Below are 20,017 nucleotides of genomic sequence, written 5' to 3'. Positions count from 1 at the left end.
AGGTGTGATGGATCAGAACAAGAGGCGCCTGCTGGTGCTGGGCGCCAGCGGCATGCTGGGCAATGCGGTGCTGCGCGTCTTTGCCGCCGACCCCGCCTACGAGGTGTTCGGTTCGGTGCGCAGCCTCGCTTCGGTGAAGGCCTTGCAGGCCAAGGCATCGACGGTGCATTTCGTGTCCGGCGTCGACGTCGAGAGCCTGGACGGCCTGACCCGGCTGTTCGCCCAGGTGCGCCCCGACCTCGTCATCAACTGCATCGGCGTCGTCAAGCAGCTCGCCGAGGCCGACGACCCGCTGACGGCCATCCCCATCAACGCCCTGCTGCCGCACCGCCTGGCGCGCCTGGCCCAGGTGGCCGGCGCCCGCCTCATCCACGTCAGCACCGACTGCGTGTTCTCGGGCAAGAAGGGTGGCTATCTGGAGACCGATCCGTCGGACGCCTGCGACCTCTATGGCCGCAGCAAGCTGATGGGCGAGGTCGACTACGAGAACGCCGTCACCCTGCGCACCTCCATCATCGGCCACGAGCTGAACAGCGCCCATGGCCTGATCGGTTGGTTCCTGGCGCAAAACGGACCGGTGCGCGGCTTCACCAAGGCGGTGTTCTCGGGCTTCCCGACCGTCGAGCTGGCCCGCATCATGAAGGACTTCGTCGTGCCGCGTCCCGAGCTGCGCGGCACCTGGCATGTGTCGGCCGATCCCATCGACAAATACAGCCTGCTTAAGCTCGCGGCGGCCGAATACGGCCGCGACAACGACATCGCGCCGGACGACAAGCTGGTCATCGACCGCTCGCTGGACTCGAGCCGCTTCCGCGCGGCGACCGGCTATGCCCCGCCTTCCTGGCCTGAACTGGTGCGCCAGATGCGCGCCTTCGGCTGAAATCTAGAGAGATAAAGACATGTTCAAAGACAAGGTCCTGCTGATCACCGGGGGCACGGGCAGCTTCGGCAACGCGGTGCTGCAGCGCTTCCTGAAATCCGACTTCGCCGAGATCCGCATCTTCAGCCGCGACGAGAAGAAGCAGGAGGACATGCGCATCGCCCTGAAGAGCGACAAGGTCAAGTTCTACATCGGCGACGTGCGCGACTACGACAGCGTGCACGACGCGCTGAGCGGCGTGGACTACGTCTTCCATGCGGCCGCGCTCAAGCAGGTGCCGTCCTGCGAGTTCTATCCGATGGAAGCGGTCAAGACCAATGTGATCGGCGCCGAGAACGTCATGCGCGCGGCCATCGCCCAGGGCGTCAGCCGCGTCGTCGTGCTGTCCACCGACAAGGCCGTCTACCCCATCAATGCGATGGGCATGTCCAAGGCCATGATGGAGAAGGTCATGGTCGCCAAGTCGCGGCTGTGCGATCCGGCCAAGACGGTGCTGTCAGCCACGCGCTACGGCAATGTGATGGCATCGCGCGGCTCGGTGATCCCGCTCTTCCTGCAGCAGCTGCAGGACGGCAAGCCGCTGACCATCACCGACCCGACGATGACGCGCTTCCTGATGTCGCTGGAAGAGTCGGTCGACCTGGTGCTGTACGCCTTCGAGCATGCCCATCCCGGCGACATCTTCGTGCAGAAGGCGCCGGCCTCCACGGTGGGCGACCTGGCCGAGGCCATGCGCCAGCTGCTGAAGAAGAACAACGACATCAACATCATCGGCACCCGGCACGGCGAGAAGCTCTACGAGTCCCTGGTCTCGCGCGAGGAGATGGCGCGCTCCGAGGACTTGGGTGGCTACTACCGCATCCCGGCCGACTCGCGTGACCTGAACTACGCCAAGTATTTCGTCGAGGGCCAGACGGCCATCTCCGAGATCGACGACTACACCTCACACAACACCCACCGGCTGGACGTCGAAGGCGTCAAGAAGGTGCTGCTGCAGCTGGACCTGATCCGGGAGGCCCTCGATGCTTAAGGTCATGACGGTGGTCGGCACGCGGCCGGAGATCATCCGGCTGTCGCGCGTGATCGCCCAACTGGACCGGCATTGCGAGCATGTGCTGGTTCATACCGGCCAGAACTACGACTACGAGCTGAACGAGGTCTTCTTCAGCGACCTGGGCCTGCGCAAGCCCGACCATTTCCTGGAAGCCGCCGGCACCACGGCCGCCGAGACCATCGCGCTGGTCATCCAGAACGTCGACAAGGTGCTGGAGCAGACCCAGCCCGATGCGCTGCTCATCCTCGGCGACACCAACAGCTGCCTGGCGGCCATCGCGGCCAAGCGCCGCAAGGTGCCCATCTTCCACATGGAGGCCGGCAACCGCTGCTTCGACTTCCGCGTGCCGGAAGAGATCAACCGTCGCATCGTCGACCACACCTCCGACATCAACCTCAGCTACAGCCAGATCGCGCGCGACTACCTGCTGCGCGAGGGCTTCCCGCCTGACCAAGTCATCGTCACCGGCAGCCCCATGCGCGAGGTCATCGAGCACTACCGCCCGGGCATTGACGCCTCGGACGTGCTGCGGCGCCAGGGCCTGGAGGCCGGAAAGTATTTCGTCGTCAGCTCCCATCGCGAGGAGAACGTCGACGCGCCCGAGAACCTGCGGCGCCTGCTGAAGGTGCTGAACACGTTGGCTGAGCGTTACGACGAGCCCGTCATCGTCTCCACCCACCCGCGCACCCGCAAGCGCCTCGAAGGCCTGCTGGCCACCCAGGCCATGCACCCCAAGGTGCAGTTCATGAAGCCCTTCGGCTTCCTTGACTACATCCAGCTGCAGTGCGGCGCTCGGACCGTGCTGTCGGATAGCGGCACCATCACCGAAGAGTCCTCCATCCTCAACTTCCCGGCACTGAACCTGCGCGAGGTGCATGAGCGCCCCGAGGGCTTCGAGGAAGGGTCTGTGATGCTGGTGGGCTTTGACGTCGAGCGGGTGCTGGACGGCCTGCGCATCCTGGAAACCCAGCCGCGTGGCGACGAGCGCCTGCTGCGCCTGGTGAACGACTACGCGCCGGCCAATGTCTCGGACAAAATCCTGCGCATCATCATCAGCTACACCGGCTTCGTGAACCGCAAGGTCTGGCACAAGCCGCTGGCCTGAGGCCCGCGGCCTTCAGGCCGCTCAGGCGGCGGGTCGACCCTGACCCTTGATCTCGCGCACCGTCACCCAGCCGGCGCACAGCAGGAAGGTCACTGCGAAGGCCACCAGCATGAAGATGCTGCGCTTGGGCTTGCTCTTGCGCTCAGGTACTTCAGCCCGGTCGACGACCTGCAGTTGACCGCCGTCGCGGCTTTCGTCGATGCGGGCGATCTCGTACTGGCGTGCGATCTGGTCGAACAGCGTTTCCTGGTACTTGTAGTCGCGATAGGCCGTGATGTAGCTGCCCTGCTCGGTCGGCTCTTCGCCGCGCCCCTGCTTGGCCATCTCGGCGCGCAGGGCGGCCACCAGGCCCGATTGCGCGATCACCTCGGCGGCGTTGTCCGACATGGCGCGGCGCAGTACCTGCAGCTTCACTTCGGCGGTTGTCAGCTCGGCCTTGAGCTTGGCGATCCCCTCGGCCGTCGCCTTGGGCTCGGCCTTCAGGGCGCCGAGGTTGACGCCGGTGGCCGCCAGGGCCTTTTGGGCCTCGGTCAGCTTGACGCGCACCTGCTGCAGCTGGCGCTCGAAGAAGGCCCGGCGCGCCTGGGCTTCGGTCAGCGCGAGGCCGGCCGTCAGCGTGCGCAGTTCCTCGATATAGGCCGTGGCCATGTCGGCCGCCGTCTTGGGATCGTGGTCATCCACTTCCAGTGAGATGACGCCGTCCTTGCGGCCCATCGACACCCGGGTGTTCTCAGTGAGGATCTTGCGGGCATCGACCCGGAACTCGCGTTCGTAGCGGTCCATCAGCTTGAAGCGGTCGACCATCTTGTCCGCCACCGTTGCGCTCTGGACGAAGGCCACGTACTGGTCACCCGTATTGCGGGCACCCACCGAGGCGATGCCGGCCAGGGCGCCGAGGGAGGCGAGGGCGCCGGCGGCGGCGCCCTGCTGCTGTTGCGGCGGCAGGAAGCTGACACGGGCGGTGAACGTGGGTTGCACCAGATAGCTGCCGCCCAGGGCCAGGCCGCTGGCTAGCAGCGGCAGTCCGATCATCATCACGCGCCGGCGCCACAGCGCGGCCAGGACGGCGCCGATGGGGAAGCCGTCGTCGGAGGCCGCCATGACATCCCGCGCGGCCAGGCTGGACGGCGCTTCGGTGCTGGAACTGTTCATTGCTGAGTTCTTCTTCACTTCAGGGACTTCAGGGCCGCGGCACCCAAGCCGAACTGATACAGGATCTGCGTCCACTCCTTCGCCTCCTGGCTGAAGGTCACCTTGGTCAGGTCTTCGGGCACGTAGATCGTGTCGCCCGGCTGGGCGGCGACGGCCGACAGGCCCGTGCCCGAGCTGAACCAGCCGCTGCTGTGCTGGCGCGAGCTGACGACATTGCCGTTGGCGCGGATGACGAAGGTGCTGCCGGCGTCGGCACCGCGCGTGGGGCCACCGGCCAGGCGCAGCATGTCGTCGACGCTGGCGCCCTGGCTGAAGACATAGCTGCCGGTGTTGAAGACGCTGCCGAACACACCCACGGTGGTGGGACGGGCCGGCACGGTCAGGCGATCGCCGTCCTCGACAGCCAGCTCCGGCAGGCTGCTGGCGGTGGGCGCCAGCTGCAGCACGACCCGGCCGGTCAGCTTGACGGCGCGCAGGCGGTCGATCAGGCGGCCCGAGGCCTGGCCGCGGTTGCTCTGCGTGGTCGGGTCGTCGGGCGTGGTCGTCGCGCGCGGCTTGACCATGACGCGGGCGAATTCGCCTTCGAGATCGCGCAGGGCCCGGTCGTACTGGGCCTGCTGGGAGACTCGCACGCTTTCGCGGCTGAGTTCGGAGCCGTAGATGAAGGCGGCCGGCGTCAGGCCGCCGGCGGCCTTGATGATGTCGCCCAGCGTGCTGTTCGGCGGCAGGATGTATTCACCCGGCCGCTGTACCTCGCCGTCCACGCGAACGCGCTTGTTCTGCTTGTATTGCGGCAGCACGGTGTCGAGGGCGTTGAAGGCTCGCACGACATCACCACCCTGCAGCGGTGTATTGCCCTGCTGCGGCAGCTTGACCTCGGCGACGCGGCCGTCGTTGCGCTTCTCCATGCTTTCGATGGCCACGCGGCCACGCTCGGCCGCGGCGCTCAGGCCGCCACCCATCAGCATCAGGTCATTGACGGTCTCGCCGGCCTTGAGCTCGAAGATGGCCTGGCGGTTGACGCTGCCGATCAGGGCCACCTGCTGTCCGACGGGGCCGATGTGAATGACGTCGTCGGCCTGCAGCAGCCGGTCGCCGCTGCGGTCGCCGCGCAGCAGCAGGTCGTACAGGTCGAAGCTGCCGACGAGCTTGCCGCCGCGGCGCAGTTCCAGGTTGCGAAAGCTCCCGGAGGCCGACGGGCCGCCGGCCTGGATCATCGCGTTGACGATGGTCGACAGGCTGCTGACCGTGTAAGCGCCGGGGCGCTGGGTGAAGCCCGTGACATAGACGCGGATGCCGCGCAGCTTGCCCAGGGCGGCGCTGAGCTTGTAGTTGCGGAACACCTGGCCGACGCGCTGTTCCAGGGTCGAGTTCAGGTCGGCGTAGCGCACGCCGGCCACCAGCACCGGGCCGACGCGCGGGATGTTGATGCGGCCGGCGCGGTCGACGGTCAGGCGCAGGTCGCCCTCGACCGCGCCCCAGATCGTGACGAGCACTTCGTCGCCGACGCTGATCACATAGTCCGACGGGATCTGGCTCGAGGTCTCGCCCATGGCCGCCATGCCCGAGCGCTGCTGCTGTTGCTGCTGCTGGGGCTGCTGCAATTCATAGGGCTGGGGCAGGTTCGGCGTCATCAGCTCGGCACCGAAGCGCCGAATCTCGATGTCGTCGCCCACGGCGCGCTGCACGTAGCGCTCGAACTCGGTCTGCTGAGCGGCGCGGGCGGCGAGCTGCTCCCGGGTCAGGGGCTGGCCGGGAATGGGCTGCAGCAGCATCTGCAGTTGCAGCAGCATCTGCTGTTGCTGCTGGAGCACCGTCTCGCGCTGCGAAGGCGTCAGCGGCGCGGCCTGCTGCATGTCGGCGCTGCTGTTCGTGCCCTGGCGGTTGGGCACCAGCAGGCGCACCGGGCCGACCGCATTGGGGTCGTTGTTATCGTCCGCCGCCGTCGCCAGGCCCGGCAGGACCAGGCTCGCGGCCAGGGTCAGCGCGGCCGTCCCGCGGAGCATCCCAGTCAAAAACTGTGTTCGGTCCCTGGGCGCACTGATATTCATTGACGAGGCTCGTATGGATTGACTGCTTGTCTCCGTCTCGCAAGTCGAGACCGGCCAAGGCGGCGCGGATTCTAGCCAGCGCCTAGGCGGGGCCGCGGCCTGTGAGGACCACTGGCTACACTTGGGGCCTCGGGTCGACCCATGGACCGACACACCGGCTTCCCGCCCATGACCCGCGAAACCGCATGCTCCCCATCCTCGCCCTGAGTTTCGCCATTGCGGCAGCCGTGACGCTGCTCATCATCCGTTCCTCGCACCTGCACGGCGCTCTGTCGGCGGACGACGACCTGTCCGGCCCGCAGAAATTCCACTCGCGTCCGGTGCCGCGCATCGGCGGCCTGGCCATCTTCGGCGGCTTCTCCGTGGGCACGGCCTTGCTGGCCTGGCGTTATCCGGCCATGCGCAGCATGGCAGCCCTGTTGCTGGCCTGCAGCGTGCCGGCCTTCGTCTCCGGCGTCATCGAGGACCTGACCAAGCGCGTCAGCCCGCTGCGCCGCATGCTGGCCACGCTGCTGGCCGCCGCCCTCGGCGCCTGGCTGCTGGGCGCCCAGATCAAGGAAACCGCCATCCCGGGCCTGGACCTGATCGCCTCCACGGTGGTCGGCGGCTATGTGCTGGCCCTGCTCGTCGTCAGCGGCGTCGCCAATTCCATCAACATCATCGACGGCATGAACGGCCTGGCCTCGATGTGCGCGGCCATCATGCTGGCGGGCCTGGCCTATGTCGCCCTGCAGGCGGGCGACCAGTTCATTGCGGCCATGGCCATTGCCGTCATCGGCGCGGTGCTGGGCTTCTTCATGTGGAACTACCCCTTCGGCCTGATCTTCCTGGGCGATGGCGGGGCCTATTTCCTCGGCTTCATCCTGTCGGAACTCGCCATCCTGCTGCTGGTGCGCAATCCCGAGGTCTCGCCGATGTTCCCGCTGCTGCTGTGCGCCTACCCGGTCTGGGAGACGGTGTTCTCCATGTACCGCCGCAAGGTCGTGCGCGGCCGTCCGGTCGGCATGCCCGACGGCATCCACCTGCACAGCCTCATCTACCGCCGCCTGATGCGCTGGGCCATCGGCAGCCGCGACGCCGCCGTGCTGACCCGCCGCAACGCGCTGACCGCGCCCTATCTCTGGGTGCTGTGCAGCCTTTCGGTCGTGCCGGCCACGATCTGGTGGGACGACACCGTCATGCTGCAGATCATCCTGGGCCTGTTCGTCGTCTTCTACGTGCTGCTTTACTGGCGCATCGTCCGCTTCCGCACGCCGCGCTGGATGGTGCTCAACACGCGGTCCGAATCGCCGCCGCGGGTGGCCCGGCCGGAGTAGTCGGAACGGTTTTTTTGCTATCCGGGATAATCACCGGATGCAAGAAACCCCCGAGTCCGCAGCCGCGGCGCCCGTTGAGGCGGCGCCTGCCCGCTTCGACACCCTTCCTCTCGACGCGAAACTGCTGCGCGCGGTGGCCGATTCCGGCTATCTGACGATGACGCCCATCCAGGCCAAGGCGATCCCCATCGTCCTGGAGGGCCGCGATGTCATGGGCGCCGCCCAGACCGGCACGGGCAAGACGGCCGCCTTCTCCATCCCGCTGCTGCAGCGCATGCTGAAGCACGAGAACCCCAGCGTCTCGCCGGCCCGCCATCCGGTGCGCGCCCTGGTGCTGGCGCCCACGCGCGAGCTGGCCGACCAGGTCGCCGAGAACGTCAAGAAGTACGCCAAGCACACCAACCTGCGCTCGGTCGTCGTCTTCGGTGGCGTCGACATGAAGCCGCAGACGGCCGCGCTGAAGGCCGGCGTCGAGGTGCTGATCGCCACGCCGGGCCGGCTGCTGGACCATATCGAGGCCAAGAACTGCGTCCTCAACCAGGTCGAGTACGTCGTGCTGGACGAAGCTGACCGCATGCTGGACATCGGCTTCCTGCCCGACCTGCAGCGCATCCTGAGCTACCTGCCCAAGGCTCGCCAGACCCTGCTGTTCTCGGCCACCTTCTCGCCCGAGATCAAGCGCCTGGCGCAGAGCTATCTGCAGGATCCCATCCTGGTCGAGACGGCGCGTCCCAACCAGACCGCCTCCACCGTCGAGCAGCGTTTCATCAGCGTCACCGACGACGACAAGCGCGCCGTCGTGAAGCAGATCCTTAAGGAACGCGCCATCCGCCAGGCCATCGTCTTCGGCAATTCCAAGCTGGGTGTGGCCCGCCTGGCCCGCTCCTTCGAGCGCGACGGCCTGCGCACGGCCGCCCTGCATGGCGACAAGTCCCAGGACGAGCGCCTGAAGTCGCTGGACGCCTTCAAGCGCGGCGAGGTGGACCTGCTGGTGGCGACGGACGTCGCCGCGCGAGGCCTGGACATCGCCGACCTGCCGGCCGTCTTCAACTTCGACGTGCCGTTTAACGCGGAAGACTATGTCCACCGCATCGGCCGCACCGGCCGTGCCGGCGCCTCGGGCCTGGCCATCACCCTGGTCACCAAGTCCGATGCGCGCCTGATGGCCGACATCGAGAAGCTGATCAAGCGCAAGATCGACCTCGACCCCTTCGAGTTGCAGGACAGCCGGCCGCCGCGCTTCGAGCGCGAACGAGAGCGTCGGCGCCCGGAAGAGGACGAGGGCAGCAGCAGCCGACCCGCGCCGCGCGCCGCCTTCCGCCCGCCGGCGCCGCCCAAGGATCCCTTCTTCGACAAGCCCTACGAGGCCAATGCCGGTGGCCAGGAGCCGCCCGCCTGGGAGAAAGCCAAGACGGCCGCCCCCGCCAAGGGCCTGTCCAGCTATATCAAGCCCAAGAAGCAGGTCGCCGCGTTGTTCGGCGCCAAGAAGCCGGCCCCGGCCGAGTCCTAAGCCAGGATGGCGAAGACCGCAGGGATGCGGTCGGGCAGGGTGGTGCGGTTGGCTCGCCAATCGGCCACCGTGGCGGTCTGTGTCCAGCCACCGGGCAAGGTCAGGCCGACGCTGATCGACAGCCGGGTGCCGGGCTTCAATGCCGCCAGCAAGGCCTGGCGCAGCGCCTCGTTGCGGTAGGGTGTCTCGATCAGCAACTGGGTCTGCTGGGCCTTGGCGGACAGCGCCTCCAGCTCGCGGATGCGGGCGGTGCGCCCGCCAGCTTCCACTGGCAAATACCCGATAAAGGCGAAGCTCTGACCGTTCAGGCCGCTGGCGGCCAGGGCCAGCAACAGGGAGCTCGGCCCAGACAGCGGCACAACTTCGACCCCGGCGTCATGCGCCGCAGCCACCAGCCGCGCGCCCGGGTCGGCGACGGCGGGCAGGCCTGCTTCCGAGATCAGGCCCAGGTCATGGCCATCCAGTGCCGGTTGCAGCAGAGCGCGCCATGCGACTGAATCGTCGCCGGCGGGCTTGCCGCCCTTGGGCGGGCGGGGCAGTTCCGCGATCTGCAGCGACTGCAGCGGCTGGGTCAGCGGTGCGACCGCGTCCACGCGCTTCAGCAGGGCTCGTGTCGTCTTGGCGTTTTCGGCCGCCCAATGTGTGAGCCGGGCCGCCTGCTCGATGACGCGCTGGGGCAGCACCTCGCGCAAATCCAGCGAATCGTCGACGCCGAAATCCAGCGTGTTGGGCATCAGGATCAATCGGCCCTTGGTCATGCCAGAGGCTCCAGGCCGGCGCGACGCAGCAGACTGCAGGTGCGGATCAAGGGCAGGCCGATCAATGCGGTCGGATCGTCGGATTCGACCGCTTCCAGCAGGGCAATGCCCAGGCTCTCGACCTTGGCGCTGCCGGCGCAGTCATAGGGTTCGTCGGCGCGCAGATAGGTCTCGATGGCGGCGTCGCTCAGCTCGCGCAGTCTCACGCGCACTTCGGCACGCTCGATGGCCGCCAGGCCCGGCGCCACGACAGCCACCGCGGTCTGGAACACGACCTCACGCCCGCTCATGCGGCGCAACTGGGCGGTGGCAGCTTCGTGCGTGCCCGGCTTGCCGATGGCCTCGCCGCCGAGGTCGGCGACCTGGTCGGAGCCGATGACGATGGCGCCGGGGAATCGTGCGGCGACCACGCGCGCCTTGGCCAGGGCCAGCCTTTCGGCCAGCGCAGCGGGCGCCTCGCCAGGCAGAGCGGTCTCGTCGACTTCGGGCGCCACCGCCTCGAAAGGCAGTCGCAGCCGGGCCAGCAGTTCCTGTCGGTAGCGCGACGTCGAGGCGAGGATCAGTGAAGGCATCGGGTCATTGTCCCCCGCCTAAACTTCAGCCCATGAAACCGCGCGCCTTTGTTCCCGAAAAGCTCGACCTCGCCGCCTTTGCCCATGACGGGGCCAGTCTGGAGGGCGAATGGCCGGCAAGCTCGCTGGAGCGCCTGGCCGATTCCGCGGCGCCGGACTCGCCCGCCAAGGACTGGCCGGCGGTGGGCTGGAGCCTGCACGCCGAAGTGCGCCGGCCCCGCGGCGGCAAGGCCCAGACGTGGCTGCAGGTCACCGCCGAGGCCCAGGTCGCGCTGACCTGTCAGCGCTGCCTCAAGCCTGTTGAGGAGCATCTGGACATCGACCGCTGGATCCGTTTCGTTGATACCGAGGCCGAGGCTGCAGAACTGGACGCCGACAGCGACGACGACGTGCTGGCCCTGCCGCGCCACCTCGACGCTCGCGAGCTGATCGAGGACGAACTGCTGCTGGCCATGCCGCTGGTGCCGCGCCACGAGGTCTGCCCCGAGCCCCTGGCCCACGCAGACGACGAAGCCGAGCCCGAAGAAGAAGAGCGTCCCCATCCCTTCGCCAAGCTCGCGGCCCTGAAGCGGGGCGGCAGCGCCTGACTTCATGGCTCACACCGCCTTGTTCGCACCTTTCGATAGGCCGGTTTGGCGAAATCCGCATCCGGTGCTACACTCATGGGCTTTTCTGCGGCCTGGAGTTCGAGCCTTGTTCTCACTCCTCGGGGTCGCGTCCCGAAACCCCGCAGATTCTGGAGAATTTCATGGCTGTTCAGCAAAACAAGAAGTCGCCTTCCAAGCGCGGCATGCACCGTTCCCACAATGCCCTGGTGACCCCGGGCACGGCCATCGAGCCGACGACCGGCGAAGTGCATCTGCGTCACCACATCAGCCCGACCGGTTTCTACCGTGGTCGCAAGGTGCTGAAGAGCAAGGCCGACGCGGCCTGATGGTGCCGGGTGCCGCCTGGCGCGGCGCCGAACCATGGATGAATCTGCCGACCCGGCCTGCGTACCGCGCAGGGCCGGGTTTGGTCTTTGTGGCTCACGAAAACCACTGAAATGACCGCCGCTCCCCTGCCCGAACCGATCCGCCTGTCCGTCGACTGCATGGGCGGCGACCACGGCCCCTCGGTCACGCTGCCGGCCTGCCGCGCCTTCCTCGAAAAGCACCCCGCTGCCGAACTCATCCTCGTCGGCAGGCCCGAGGCGCTGAGCGCCGCCGCGGCCTGGCCGCGTTGCCGCGTCGTCGCGGCCAGCGAGGTCGTCACGATGGAGGATTCGGTCGAAGTTGCCCTGCGCCGCAAGCGCGACTCGTCCATGCGCGTCGCCATCCAGCAGCTCAAGGCCGACCGCGAAGGCAACCCGGCCCTGGCCCATGCCTGCGTGTCGGCCGGAAATACCGGCGCCCTGATGGCCGTGGCCCGCTATCTGCTGAAGACGCTGGACGGCATCGACCGTCCCGCCATCGCCACCGTCATGCCCAACCAGCGCGGCCGCTTCACGACGGTGCTGGACCTCGGCGCCAACGTCGACTGCACGGCCGAGCACCTGCTGCAGTTTGCAGTCATGGGCAGCGCGCTTGTGTCCGCCGTCGAAGGCAATGAAGAGCCCAGCGTCGGCCTGCTCAATATCGGCGAAGAAGCCATCAAGGGCAGCGAGACCATCAAGCAGGCCGCCGAGTTGCTGCGCGCCGCTGGCACGGCGGGCCAATTGAACTTTTTCGGCAATGTCGAAGGCAATGACATCTACAAGGGCACGACGGACATCGTGGTCTGCGACGGCTTCGTCGGCAACGTCATGCTCAAGACCTCCGAAGGACTGGCCACCATGATGGGTGGCTTCATCAAGGAAGAGTTCAGCCGCAACTGGCTGACCAAGATCGCGGGGCTGATCGCGCTGCCCGTGCTGAAGGCCTTCAAGGACCGCGTCGACCACCGCCGCTTCAACGGCGCGGCCCTGCTGGGCCTGCGTGGCCTGGTCTTCAAGAGCCATGGCTCGGCCGATGCCTTCGCCTTCGAGCAGGCTTTGGCCCGCGCTTATGATGCCGCCCGCAACCGGCTGCTTGACCGGGTCCACGACCGCATCGTCGCCACGCTTCAGGTCAAGGCAGGCGATGCAGGAGACAACGCGGCGAACTCCGTCGCGAAGGCCGCATGAGCCCCACTGGAACCTCTACCCCTCGCTATTCCCGCATCCTCGGCACCGGCAGCTTCCTGCCGGCCGATCGCGTGACCAACCAGGATCTGGCCGACCGCCTCGCGGCCGACGGTGTCGAGACGTCCGACGACTGGATCGTCGAGCGCACCGGCATCCGCGCCCGGCATTTCGCGGCGCCCGATCAAACCTCCAGCGACCTGGCCTTTCCTGCCGCCCAAGCCGCGCTGGAAGCCGCCGGCATGGCGGCTGAAGAGATCGACCTCATCATCGTTGCCACGTCCACGCCGGACATGGTCTTCCCGTCCACCGCCTGCCTGCTGCAAAAGAAGCTGGGCGTGCACGGCTGCGCCGCCTTCGACGTGCAGGCCGTCTGCTCGGGCTTCGTCTACGCGCTCAGCGTGGCCGACTCCATGATCAAGAGCGGCGCGGCCAACAAGGCCCTGGTCGTCGGCGCCGAAGTGTTCTCGCGCATCCTCGACTTCAAGGACCGCACCACCTGCGTGCTGTTCGGCGATGGCGCTGGCGCCGTGGTGCTGGGTGCGAGCCAAGAGCCCGGCATCCTCGCGACCGAGTTGCACGCCGATTCGCGCCATGTCGACGTCCTCTGCACGCCCGGCACGGTGGCCGGCGGCCAGGTCCTCGGCAGCCCCTTTCTGAAGATGGACGGCCAGGCTGTGTTCAAGCTCGCCGTCGGCGTGCTCGAAAAGGTCGCCCGCTCGGTGCTCGACAAGGCCGGCATGACGGATGCCGACCTGGACTGGCTGATTCCCCATCAGGCCAATATCCGCATCATGCAGGGCACGGCCAAGAAGCTGAAGCTGGACCTGAACAAGCTCATCGCCACCGTCGACGAGCATGGCAACACCTCGGCCGCTTCCGTGCCGCTGGCCCTGGACGTCGCCGTGCGCAGCGGCCGCATCCAGCGCGGCGACACCCTCATGCTGGAGGGCGTCGGCGGCGGCTTCACCTGGGGCGCCGCGCTGCTCAAGTATTGAGCGGCGCCGGCTGCGCCGACGCATCAACTGGAACTGATCTCATGACTGCACCTTTTGCCGTTGTCTTTCCCGGCCAAGGCTCGCAGGCCGTCGGCATGCTCGACGCCTGGGGCGATCACCTGGAAGTCCGCCGCACCCTGGAAGAAGCCTCGGCCGCCCTCGGCGAGGACATCGGCGCGCTGATCCATGCTGGCCCCAAGGAGCAACTGGACCTGACGACCAACACCCAGCCCGTCATGCTGACGGCCGGCATCGCCTGCTGGCGTGCCTTCGTGGCCGAGACGGGCGCCAAGCCGGTGGCCGCGGCCGGTCATTCGCTGGGCGAGTACACCGCCCTGGTCGCCGCTGGCGCACTGAGCCTGGCCGACGCGCTGCCCCTGGTGCGCTTCCGCGCCCAGGCCATGCAGGAGGCCGTGCCCGTCGGTGCCGGCGCCATGTACGCCATCCTGGGCCTGGACGGCGATGCCGTCCGCGCCGGCTGCGCTCAAGCTGCCGCCGAGACTGGCGAGGCCATCGAGGCCGTCAACTTCAATGACCCCAAGCAGACGGTGATTGCCGGCAGCAAGGCCGGTGCCGAGAAGGCCGCCGAGATCCTGAAAGCCGCGGGCGCCAAGCGCGCCTTGCCGCTGCCGGTGTCGGCACCCTTCCATTCCAGCCTGATGAAGCCGGCGGCCGAGCGCCTGAAGGAAAAGCTGGCGACCGTGCAGTTCCAGGCGGCCGCCTTCCCGGTCATCAACAACATCGACGTGGCCGTGACCGACAGCGACGTCGCGCTGCGCGACGCCCTCTACCGTCAGGCCTTCGGCCCGGTGCGCTGGGTCGAGGTCGTGCAGGCCCTGAAGGCCCGCGGCGTCGGCCACCTCATCGAAGCCGGCCCCGGCAAGGTGCTGACCGGCATGGCCAAGCGCATCGACGGTGAGCTGCAGGCCGCCTGCGTCTTCGACCCCGCTTCGCTCGCCGAAGCTCGTGCCCTGCTGGGCGGAGGCTGAATCCATGACTGAATCCACATCCAAGGGCGTCGCCCTCGTCACCGGCGCCAGCCGCGGCATCGGCCGCGCCATCGCGCTGGCCCTGGCCAGCGAAGGCTGGCGTGTCGTCGGCACGGCGACGTCCGAATCCGGCGCCGCCGGCATCACCGAGGCCCTGGCGGCCCACGGCGGCCGTGGCATCGTGCTGAACGTGACCGACGGTGCCGCCGCTCAGGCCGCCGTGGACGACATCGTCGCCAAGGAGGGCGGCCTGCACGTCCTCGTCAACAACGCTGGCATCACCCGCGACATGCTGTCCATGCGCATGAAGGACGAGGACTGGGACGCCGTGATGGACACCAACCTCAAGGCCGTCTTCCGCATGGCCCGCGCGGCCACCAAGCCGATGATGAAGCAGCGCTCCGGCCGCATCATCAACATCACGTCTGTCGTCGGCGCCTCCGGCAATGCCGGCCAGGCCAATTACGCCGCCGCCAAGGCCGGCGTGGCCGGCCTGACGCGCTCGCTGGCCCGCGAACTCGGCAGCCGCAACATCACGGTCAATTGCATCGCCCCCGGCTTCATCGCCACCGACATGACCGAGGTCCTGCCCGAGGCCCAGAAGACCGCGCTGCTGGCCCAGATCCCGCTGGGGCGCCTCGGCGCACCCGAGGAAATCGCCGCGGCGGTTGCCTTCCTGGCGTCACCTGGCGGTGCTTACATCACGGGTTCCGAGCTGCACGTCAACGGCGGCATGTACATGGCCTGATTTTGGCCGGACGCCTTGAATTAGGGGCGTCCATCTAGTGCCCGTAGAATGCCGGGCTGTTTTCTGCAAACCTCTCCTGGAGGAGTTTCATGAGCGATATCGAAGCACGAGTGAAGAAGATCATTGCCGAGCAACTCGGCGTGGCGGAAGCCGACGTCACCAACGAGAAGGCTTTCGTTGCTGACCTGGGCGCCGATTCTCTCGACACCGTGGAACTGGTGATGGCCCTCGAAGACGAGTTCGGCATCGAGATCCCCGACGAAGAAGCCGAGAAGATCACCACCGTGCAGCTGGCGATCGACTACGCCGTCAAGCACCAGAAGGCCTGAGCGCCTTTTTCTCTCTCGCAACTCTGATCCGCACTGCATGAGCCGTCGTCGCGTTGTCGTCACCGGTCTTGGCCTGATCAGTCCCGTCGGCAACTCTGTTGCCGAGGGTTGGGCCAATATCCTCGCCGGTCGTTCCGGCATTGCCACCGTCACCCGCTTCGATGCCAGCAACCTGGCATGTCACTTCGCGGGTGAGGTCAAGGGCTTCAACATCGAGGACTACATCCCCGCCAAGGAAGCCCGCCACATGGATGGCTTCATCCATTACGGGTTGGCGGCGGCTTTCCAGGCGGTGCGTGACTCCGGCATCCCCACCGGAGATCAACTGACCGAAGATCAGGCCGAGCGCATCGGCGTGCTCGTGGGTTCGGGCATCGGCGGCTTGCCGCTGATCGAAGACACCCACACCGAGCTGATGAACCGCGGTCCGCGCCGCATCTCGCCGTTCTTCATCCCGGCCTCGATCATCAACATGATCTCGGGCCACGTCTCCATCAACTTCGGCTTCCAGGGACCCAACCTGGCGATCGTGACGGCCTGCACCACGGGCTTGCACGCGATCGGCGAAGCTGGCCGCCTCATCGAGTACGGCGACGCCGACGTGATGATCGCGGGCGGCGCCGAAGGTGCGGTCTCGCCGCTGGGCATCGGCGGTTTTGCCGCGGCCCGGGCGCTCTCCACCCGCAACGACGACCCCGCGACCGCGTCCCGCCCCTGGGACAAGGACCGCGATGGCTTCGTGCTGGGCGAGGGTGCCGGCGTGCTGGTGCTCGAAGAGTACGAGCACGCCAAGAGGCGCGGCGCCAAGATCTATTGCGAACTGGCCGGTTTCGGCATGGGTGCGGACGCGTACCACATGACCGCGCCCAACGTTGACGGCCCCAAGCGCTCCATGCGCGCGGCGCTGCGCAACGCGGGCATGAACCCGGATCAGGTCCAGTACATGAACGCCCACGGCACCTCCACGCCGCTGGGTGACGTGAACGAGACCAACGCGATCAAGCTGGCCTTTGGCGATCACGCCAAGAAGATGGTCATCAGCTCGACCAAGTCCATGACCGGCCACTTGCTGGGCGGCGCGGGCGGCATCGAGTCGGTGTTCACGGCCCTGGCCATCCGCGACCAGGTCGCCCCGCCGACCATCAACATCTTCAACCAGGACCCCGAGTGCGACCTGGACTACTGCGCCAACGAGGCGCGGCCGATGAAGATCGACGTCGCGGCGAAGAACAACTTCGGCTTCGGCGGCACCAACGGCACGCTGATCTTCAAGCGCGTCTGACGACGCCGCACCCCGGCGATGCGTCGCACGCCGCCGGTTGTCGTGCATCTGCAGCCCCAGCCTGCCATGCAGGCCGTCGTCGCGATGATCGTGGCGCTGACGGCCAGCGGCCTGGCGGCATGGGCCCTCAGCCATGAGCCTCGAGCCTGGCCGGCGCTGCTGGCCATTCCCATCGCTGCCTTCTGGGCCTGGCGGGCGGCCGCCGTGCTGCCGCGCCGCCGGCGCTGTGATGGCCAGGCCTGGTGGCTGGCCGAGCCCGGCCAAGACGACGACACCCAGGTGCGCCTCGCCGTGCTGATCGACCTCGGCGCCTGGCTGCCGCTGTCGCGGGCCCAGCAACCCAGCTGGGCGGCAATTCGGGCGACGCTGTTCGCCGCACCCGCCGGAGCGGCGCAGCGATGACGACCGACGCCGACATCCTGCTGGTGCGCGAAGCCCAGTCGGGCAGCCGCGCCGCCTTCGACATGCTGGTGCTGAAGTACCAGCGCCGCGTCGAGCGCCTGCTGTCGCGCAGCGTGCGCGACCCCGCTGACGTGGCCGATCTCTGCCAGGAAACCTTCCTGGCCGCCTACCGCGCCCTGCCGGCCTTTCGCGGCGAGAGTGCCTTCTATACGTGGATCTACCGCATCGCCATCAATGCCGCCAAGCGCCACCGCGCCCGCCAGCGGCCGGTCGAATCCCTGGATGACGATGAGGGAACTTTCGGCACCGAGGCGGCTCCAAGCGACGATGCGACCCCGGAAGCACTGCTCGCGGGGCGCCAGTTGGCCCGGGAACTGGACGATGCCGTCGCAGCCCTGGCCGAGGACCAGCGCCGCGCGCTGCTGTTGCGAGAGGTGGATGGCTTGAGCTACGACGAGATCGGCGATCTGATGGACTGCCCGCCGGGCACCGTGCGCTCGCGCATCTTCCGCGCGCGCGAAGCCGTTGCCGCGCGGCTGCGGCCGCTGCTGGGTGGCGGCGGGGGAGGGCGGCGATGGTGAGCCCCGACGACGCCTTGAACGAAGCCCTGTCCGCAGTCATGGACGGTCGCGCGACGCCGGCGGACTGGGCGCGCGTCAACGCCGCCTGGGCCAGCGATCCGGGCCTGCGCGAACGCTGGGCCCTGTGGCATGCCGCTGGCGATGGCCTGCGCTCGGCGGAGTTGCCGGAATTGCACCGGCAACCTGAAGCCCTGCTCGACGCGCTGCATGCCCAGTTGCCGGCCGAGACGCCCCCGCCCTCGCGCCGCGGCGACTGGTGGGCGCCCTTGGGCGTTGCCGCCAGCTTCGTCGCGATGGCGCTGGTGGTCGGCCTGCTGCGGCCGGCTCCCGCCGTGGACACCGAAGTCGCCGCTGCACCGATTGCAACACCGCGCGCGCAGGGACTTGGCGGCCTGAGCTTTGCGCAGACCGCCGCAGGCCGTACCCTGCCGGATGCGCCGCCCGAGACCATCGACTGGAACCTGACCCTGCCGGAACCGCCGGCTTCGCAAGTCCATCCTTGAGCCTGGCTGCGTTGCCCCCAACTGCCTGACCCATTGCCTGCCGGAACCCGATATGCACGCTGAGAACCGTCCGACTCCCGCGCGCTCGCGCCTGCTGCTTTCCGGCACCGCGCTGGCTCTCGCTCTTGCGCTGGGCCAGGCGCCCGCCGCCGCCCAGCCCCGTGACCTGCCGGACTTCAGCGAACTGGTCGAGCGCGTCGGCCCGGCCGTCGTCAACATCCGCACCGCCGAGAAGGTCAAGATGACCGAGGGCCAGGCGGAGATGAACGAGCAGATGCAGGAGTTCTTCCGCCGCTTCGGCATCCCCGTGCCCAACCAGCGCCGCGGTGGGCCTCGCGGTGGCGGCACGCCGGACGACGATGGCCCGATGCGCCGTGGCGTCGGCTCCGGCTTCATCCTCAGCGCCGACGGCTATGTGCTGACCAATGCCCACGTCGTGCAGGGCGCCGACGAGGTCATCGTCACGCTGACCGACAAGCGCGAACTCAAGGCCAAGCTGATCGGTGCCGACCAGCGTTCCGACGTCGCCGTCGTCAAGGTCGAAGCCACCGGCCTGCCCGTTGTCAAGATCGGCGACAGCAACAAGGCCAGGGTCGGCGAATGGGTCATCGCCATCGGCTCGCCCTTCGGCCTCGAGAACACCGTGACGGCCGGCATCATCAGCGCCAAGCAGCGCGACACCGGCGACCTGCTGCCGCTGATCCAGACCGACGTGGCCATCAATCCCGGCAACTCCGGCGGCCCGCTGGTGAACATGCGTGGCGAGGTCATCGGCATCAACTCGCAGATCTACAGCCAGAACGGCGGCTATATGGGCATCTCCTTCGCGATCCCGATCGCCGATGCGGTCCGGGTGGCGGACGAGCTGCGCGCCGGTGGTCGTGTCGTGCGCGGCTTCCTGGGGGTCTTGCCGCGCGACATCACCAAGGAGGAGGCCGAGGCCCTCGGCCTGGCCAAGCCGCTCGGTGCCGTCGTCAGCAATGTGACGGCCGGCAGCCCGGCCGAGAAGGGCGGCGTCGAAGGTGCCGACGTCATCACCAAGGTCGATGGCAAGGTGGTCGAGAAGGCCCTGGACCTGCGTCGCATGATCGCGGCCGTCAAGCCCGGCTCGAAGGTCACGCTGACCGTGTTCCGCCGCGGCAGCTACAAGGATGTCGTCGTCACCGTCGGCGAAGTCGAGCGGACCCAGGCCGAGGCCGAGGGCGCGCACGAGAAGGAAACGCCTGCCGCCACCGGCGCCAGTGCGGCCCTGGGCCTGAAGTTGTCGGAGCTGACCGAGGCGCAGCGCAAGGAGATGAAGCTCAAGTCCGGCGTCAAGGTCGACAGCGCCGCCGGTGCCGCCGCGCGCGCCGGCCTGCGCGAGGGCGACCTCATCCTGTCGGTGGACAACGTCGAGGTGGCCACGGTCAAGGCCTTCCAGGCACAGGTGGCCAAGGCCGACAAGAACAAGGCCCTCAACCTCGTCGTGCGACGGGACGACCTCACCAGCTTCGTGCTGTTGAAGCCGGCCCGCTGATCTAGCGCAAAACCTCAGCCGCCGCCTCGGGCTTTCCGCGATGTGGCAAACCCAGACCCGCCGGCGGCTGAAGTTGTCCACCGTTTTGAGAAGTTGGCGCCGGCTAACTTCGATGTTTAGGCCCGGATTGT

General features: G+C 67.9%; 21 protein-coding genes. 17 read left to right on the top strand and 4 right to left on the bottom strand.

Annotation, left to right across the window (positions count from 1 at the left end):
- Positions 1-7 precede the first annotated feature (7 nt).
- The 3 genes from AC3WOE_RS22180 to wecB are packed head-to-tail and all read left to right on the top strand — an operon-like array spanning position 8 to position 3,039.
- Positions 8-880, top strand: coding sequence for a dTDP-4-dehydrorhamnose reductase family protein (locus AC3WOE_RS22180; protein ID WP_492693568.1), 873 nt, complete (start codon positions 8-10; stop codon positions 878-880).
- Positions 881-899: 19 nt separating this feature from the next.
- Complete coding sequence (locus tag AC3WOE_RS22175; protein WP_492693567.1) at positions 900-1,910, top strand: SDR family NAD(P)-dependent oxidoreductase; 1,011 nt, start codon at positions 900-902, stop codon at positions 1,908-1,910.
- The gene (wecB, locus tag AC3WOE_RS22170; RefSeq protein ID WP_492693566.1) at positions 1,903-3,039 is read left to right on the top strand and encodes a non-hydrolyzing UDP-N-acetylglucosamine 2-epimerase; all 1,137 of its coding nucleotides are present in this window, start codon (positions 1,903-1,905) and stop codon (positions 3,037-3,039) included. The genes AC3WOE_RS22175 and wecB overlap by 8 nt, the downstream gene beginning before the upstream one ends.
- A gap of 21 nt (positions 3,040-3,060) precedes the next feature.
- Here wecB and AC3WOE_RS22165 read toward each other — a convergent pair whose 3' ends face one another.
- A complete protein-coding gene (locus AC3WOE_RS22165; RefSeq protein ID WP_492693565.1) occupies positions 3,061-4,191 on the bottom strand; it encodes a GNVR domain-containing protein in 1,131 nt (376 codons plus the stop codon).
- Between the two features lie 14 nt (positions 4,192-4,205).
- The gene (locus AC3WOE_RS22160; RefSeq protein ID WP_492693564.1) at positions 4,206-6,197 is read right to left on the bottom strand and encodes an SLBB domain-containing protein; all 1,992 of its coding nucleotides are present in this window, start codon (positions 6,195-6,197) and stop codon (positions 4,206-4,208) included.
- Between the two features lie 230 nt (positions 6,198-6,427).
- On the opposite strand from AC3WOE_RS22160, the gene AC3WOE_RS22155 reads away from it, so the two are divergent.
- Together AC3WOE_RS22155 and AC3WOE_RS22150 are read left to right on the top strand one after the other, a co-directional pair.
- The gene (locus AC3WOE_RS22155) at positions 6,428-7,558 is read left to right on the top strand and encodes an MraY family glycosyltransferase (RefSeq protein ID WP_492693563.1); all 1,131 of its coding nucleotides are present in this window, start codon (positions 6,428-6,430) and stop codon (positions 7,556-7,558) included.
- Between the two features lie 37 nt (positions 7,559-7,595).
- Positions 7,596-9,068 carry a DEAD/DEAH box helicase gene (locus AC3WOE_RS22150; protein WP_492693562.1) on the top strand — a complete coding sequence of 491 codons (1,473 nt, stop codon included), beginning with the start codon at positions 7,596-7,598 and terminating at the stop codon, positions 9,066-9,068.
- On the opposite strand, the gene AC3WOE_RS22145 is transcribed toward AC3WOE_RS22150, so the two are convergent.
- Both AC3WOE_RS22145 and AC3WOE_RS22140 read right to left on the bottom strand, forming a co-directional pair.
- A complete protein-coding gene (locus AC3WOE_RS22145) occupies positions 9,065-9,826 on the bottom strand; it encodes an SAM-dependent methyltransferase (RefSeq protein WP_492693561.1) in 762 nt (253 codons plus the stop codon). The two genes, AC3WOE_RS22150 and AC3WOE_RS22145, sit on opposite strands and share 4 nt — an antisense overlap.
- The gene (locus tag AC3WOE_RS22140; RefSeq protein ID WP_492693560.1) at positions 9,823-10,398 is read right to left on the bottom strand and encodes a Maf family nucleotide pyrophosphatase; all 576 of its coding nucleotides are present in this window, start codon (positions 10,396-10,398) and stop codon (positions 9,823-9,825) included. Before AC3WOE_RS22140 ends, AC3WOE_RS22145 begins: the two co-directional genes overlap by 4 nt.
- Positions 10,399-10,430: 32 nt before the next feature.
- Between AC3WOE_RS22140 and AC3WOE_RS22135 the strand changes: the two genes are divergently transcribed.
- The 12 genes from AC3WOE_RS22135 (at position 10,431) to AC3WOE_RS22080 (ending at position 19,886) form a co-directional block, all read left to right on the top strand.
- Positions 10,431-10,985 carry a YceD family protein gene (locus AC3WOE_RS22135; RefSeq protein WP_492693559.1) on the top strand — a complete coding sequence of 185 codons (555 nt, stop codon included), beginning with the start codon at positions 10,431-10,433 and terminating at the stop codon, positions 10,983-10,985.
- A 161-nt stretch (positions 10,986-11,146) separates the two neighbouring features.
- Positions 11,147-11,332 (top strand): 50S ribosomal protein L32, encoded by a 186-nt coding sequence (rpmF, locus tag AC3WOE_RS22130; protein WP_056876082.1) that lies wholly within the window; start codon positions 11,147-11,149, stop codon positions 11,330-11,332.
- Between the two features lie 111 nt (positions 11,333-11,443).
- A complete protein-coding gene (plsX, locus tag AC3WOE_RS22125) occupies positions 11,444-12,541 on the top strand; it encodes a phosphate acyltransferase PlsX (protein WP_492693558.1) in 1,098 nt (365 codons plus the stop codon).
- Positions 12,538-13,536 carry a beta-ketoacyl-ACP synthase III gene (locus AC3WOE_RS22120; protein ID WP_492693557.1) on the top strand — a complete coding sequence of 333 codons (999 nt, stop codon included), beginning with the start codon at positions 12,538-12,540 and terminating at the stop codon, positions 13,534-13,536. Before plsX ends, AC3WOE_RS22120 begins: the two co-directional genes overlap by 4 nt.
- A 41-nt stretch (positions 13,537-13,577) precedes the next feature.
- Positions 13,578-14,525 (top strand): ACP S-malonyltransferase, encoded by a 948-nt coding sequence (gene fabD, locus AC3WOE_RS22115; RefSeq protein WP_492693556.1) that lies wholly within the window; start codon positions 13,578-13,580, stop codon positions 14,523-14,525.
- Positions 14,526-14,529: 4 nt separating this feature from the next.
- Positions 14,530-15,273, top strand: a complete 744-nt coding sequence (gene fabG / locus AC3WOE_RS22110; protein ID WP_492693555.1) for a 3-oxoacyl-ACP reductase FabG — start codon at positions 14,530-14,532, stop codon at positions 15,271-15,273.
- Positions 15,274-15,362: 89 nt separating this feature from the next.
- On the top strand, positions 15,363-15,602 hold the full coding sequence (gene acpP / locus AC3WOE_RS22105) for an acyl carrier protein (RefSeq protein WP_056204266.1): 240 nt from the start codon (positions 15,363-15,365) through the stop codon (positions 15,600-15,602).
- 37 nt (positions 15,603-15,639) lie between these two features.
- Positions 15,640-16,884: a beta-ketoacyl-ACP synthase II gene (gene fabF, locus AC3WOE_RS22100; protein WP_492693554.1), complete on the top strand. Its 1,245-nt coding sequence runs from the start codon at positions 15,640-15,642 to the stop codon at positions 16,882-16,884.
- A gap of 18 nt (positions 16,885-16,902) precedes the next feature.
- Positions 16,903-17,286 (top strand): hypothetical protein, encoded by a 384-nt coding sequence (locus tag AC3WOE_RS22095; protein ID WP_492693553.1) that lies wholly within the window; start codon positions 16,903-16,905, stop codon positions 17,284-17,286.
- A complete protein-coding gene (locus AC3WOE_RS22090) occupies positions 17,283-17,867 on the top strand; it encodes a sigma-70 family RNA polymerase sigma factor (protein WP_492693552.1) in 585 nt (194 codons plus the stop codon). The genes AC3WOE_RS22095 and AC3WOE_RS22090 overlap by 4 nt, the downstream gene beginning before the upstream one ends.
- Positions 17,861-18,370 carry a sigma-E factor negative regulatory protein gene (locus tag AC3WOE_RS22085; RefSeq protein ID WP_492693551.1) on the top strand — a complete coding sequence of 170 codons (510 nt, stop codon included), beginning with the start codon at positions 17,861-17,863 and terminating at the stop codon, positions 18,368-18,370. The genes AC3WOE_RS22090 and AC3WOE_RS22085 overlap by 7 nt, the downstream gene beginning before the upstream one ends.
- Before the next feature lie 52 nt (positions 18,371-18,422).
- A complete protein-coding gene (locus tag AC3WOE_RS22080; RefSeq protein WP_492693550.1) occupies positions 18,423-19,886 on the top strand; it encodes a DegQ family serine endoprotease in 1,464 nt (487 codons plus the stop codon).
- Positions 19,887-20,017: the final 131 nt, after the last annotated feature.

This window comes from Roseateles sp. FW305-36 (assembly GCF_058787015.1).
Note: the sequence above shows the minus strand (reverse complement) of the source record. Positions and strands in the feature narration are given on the sequence as shown.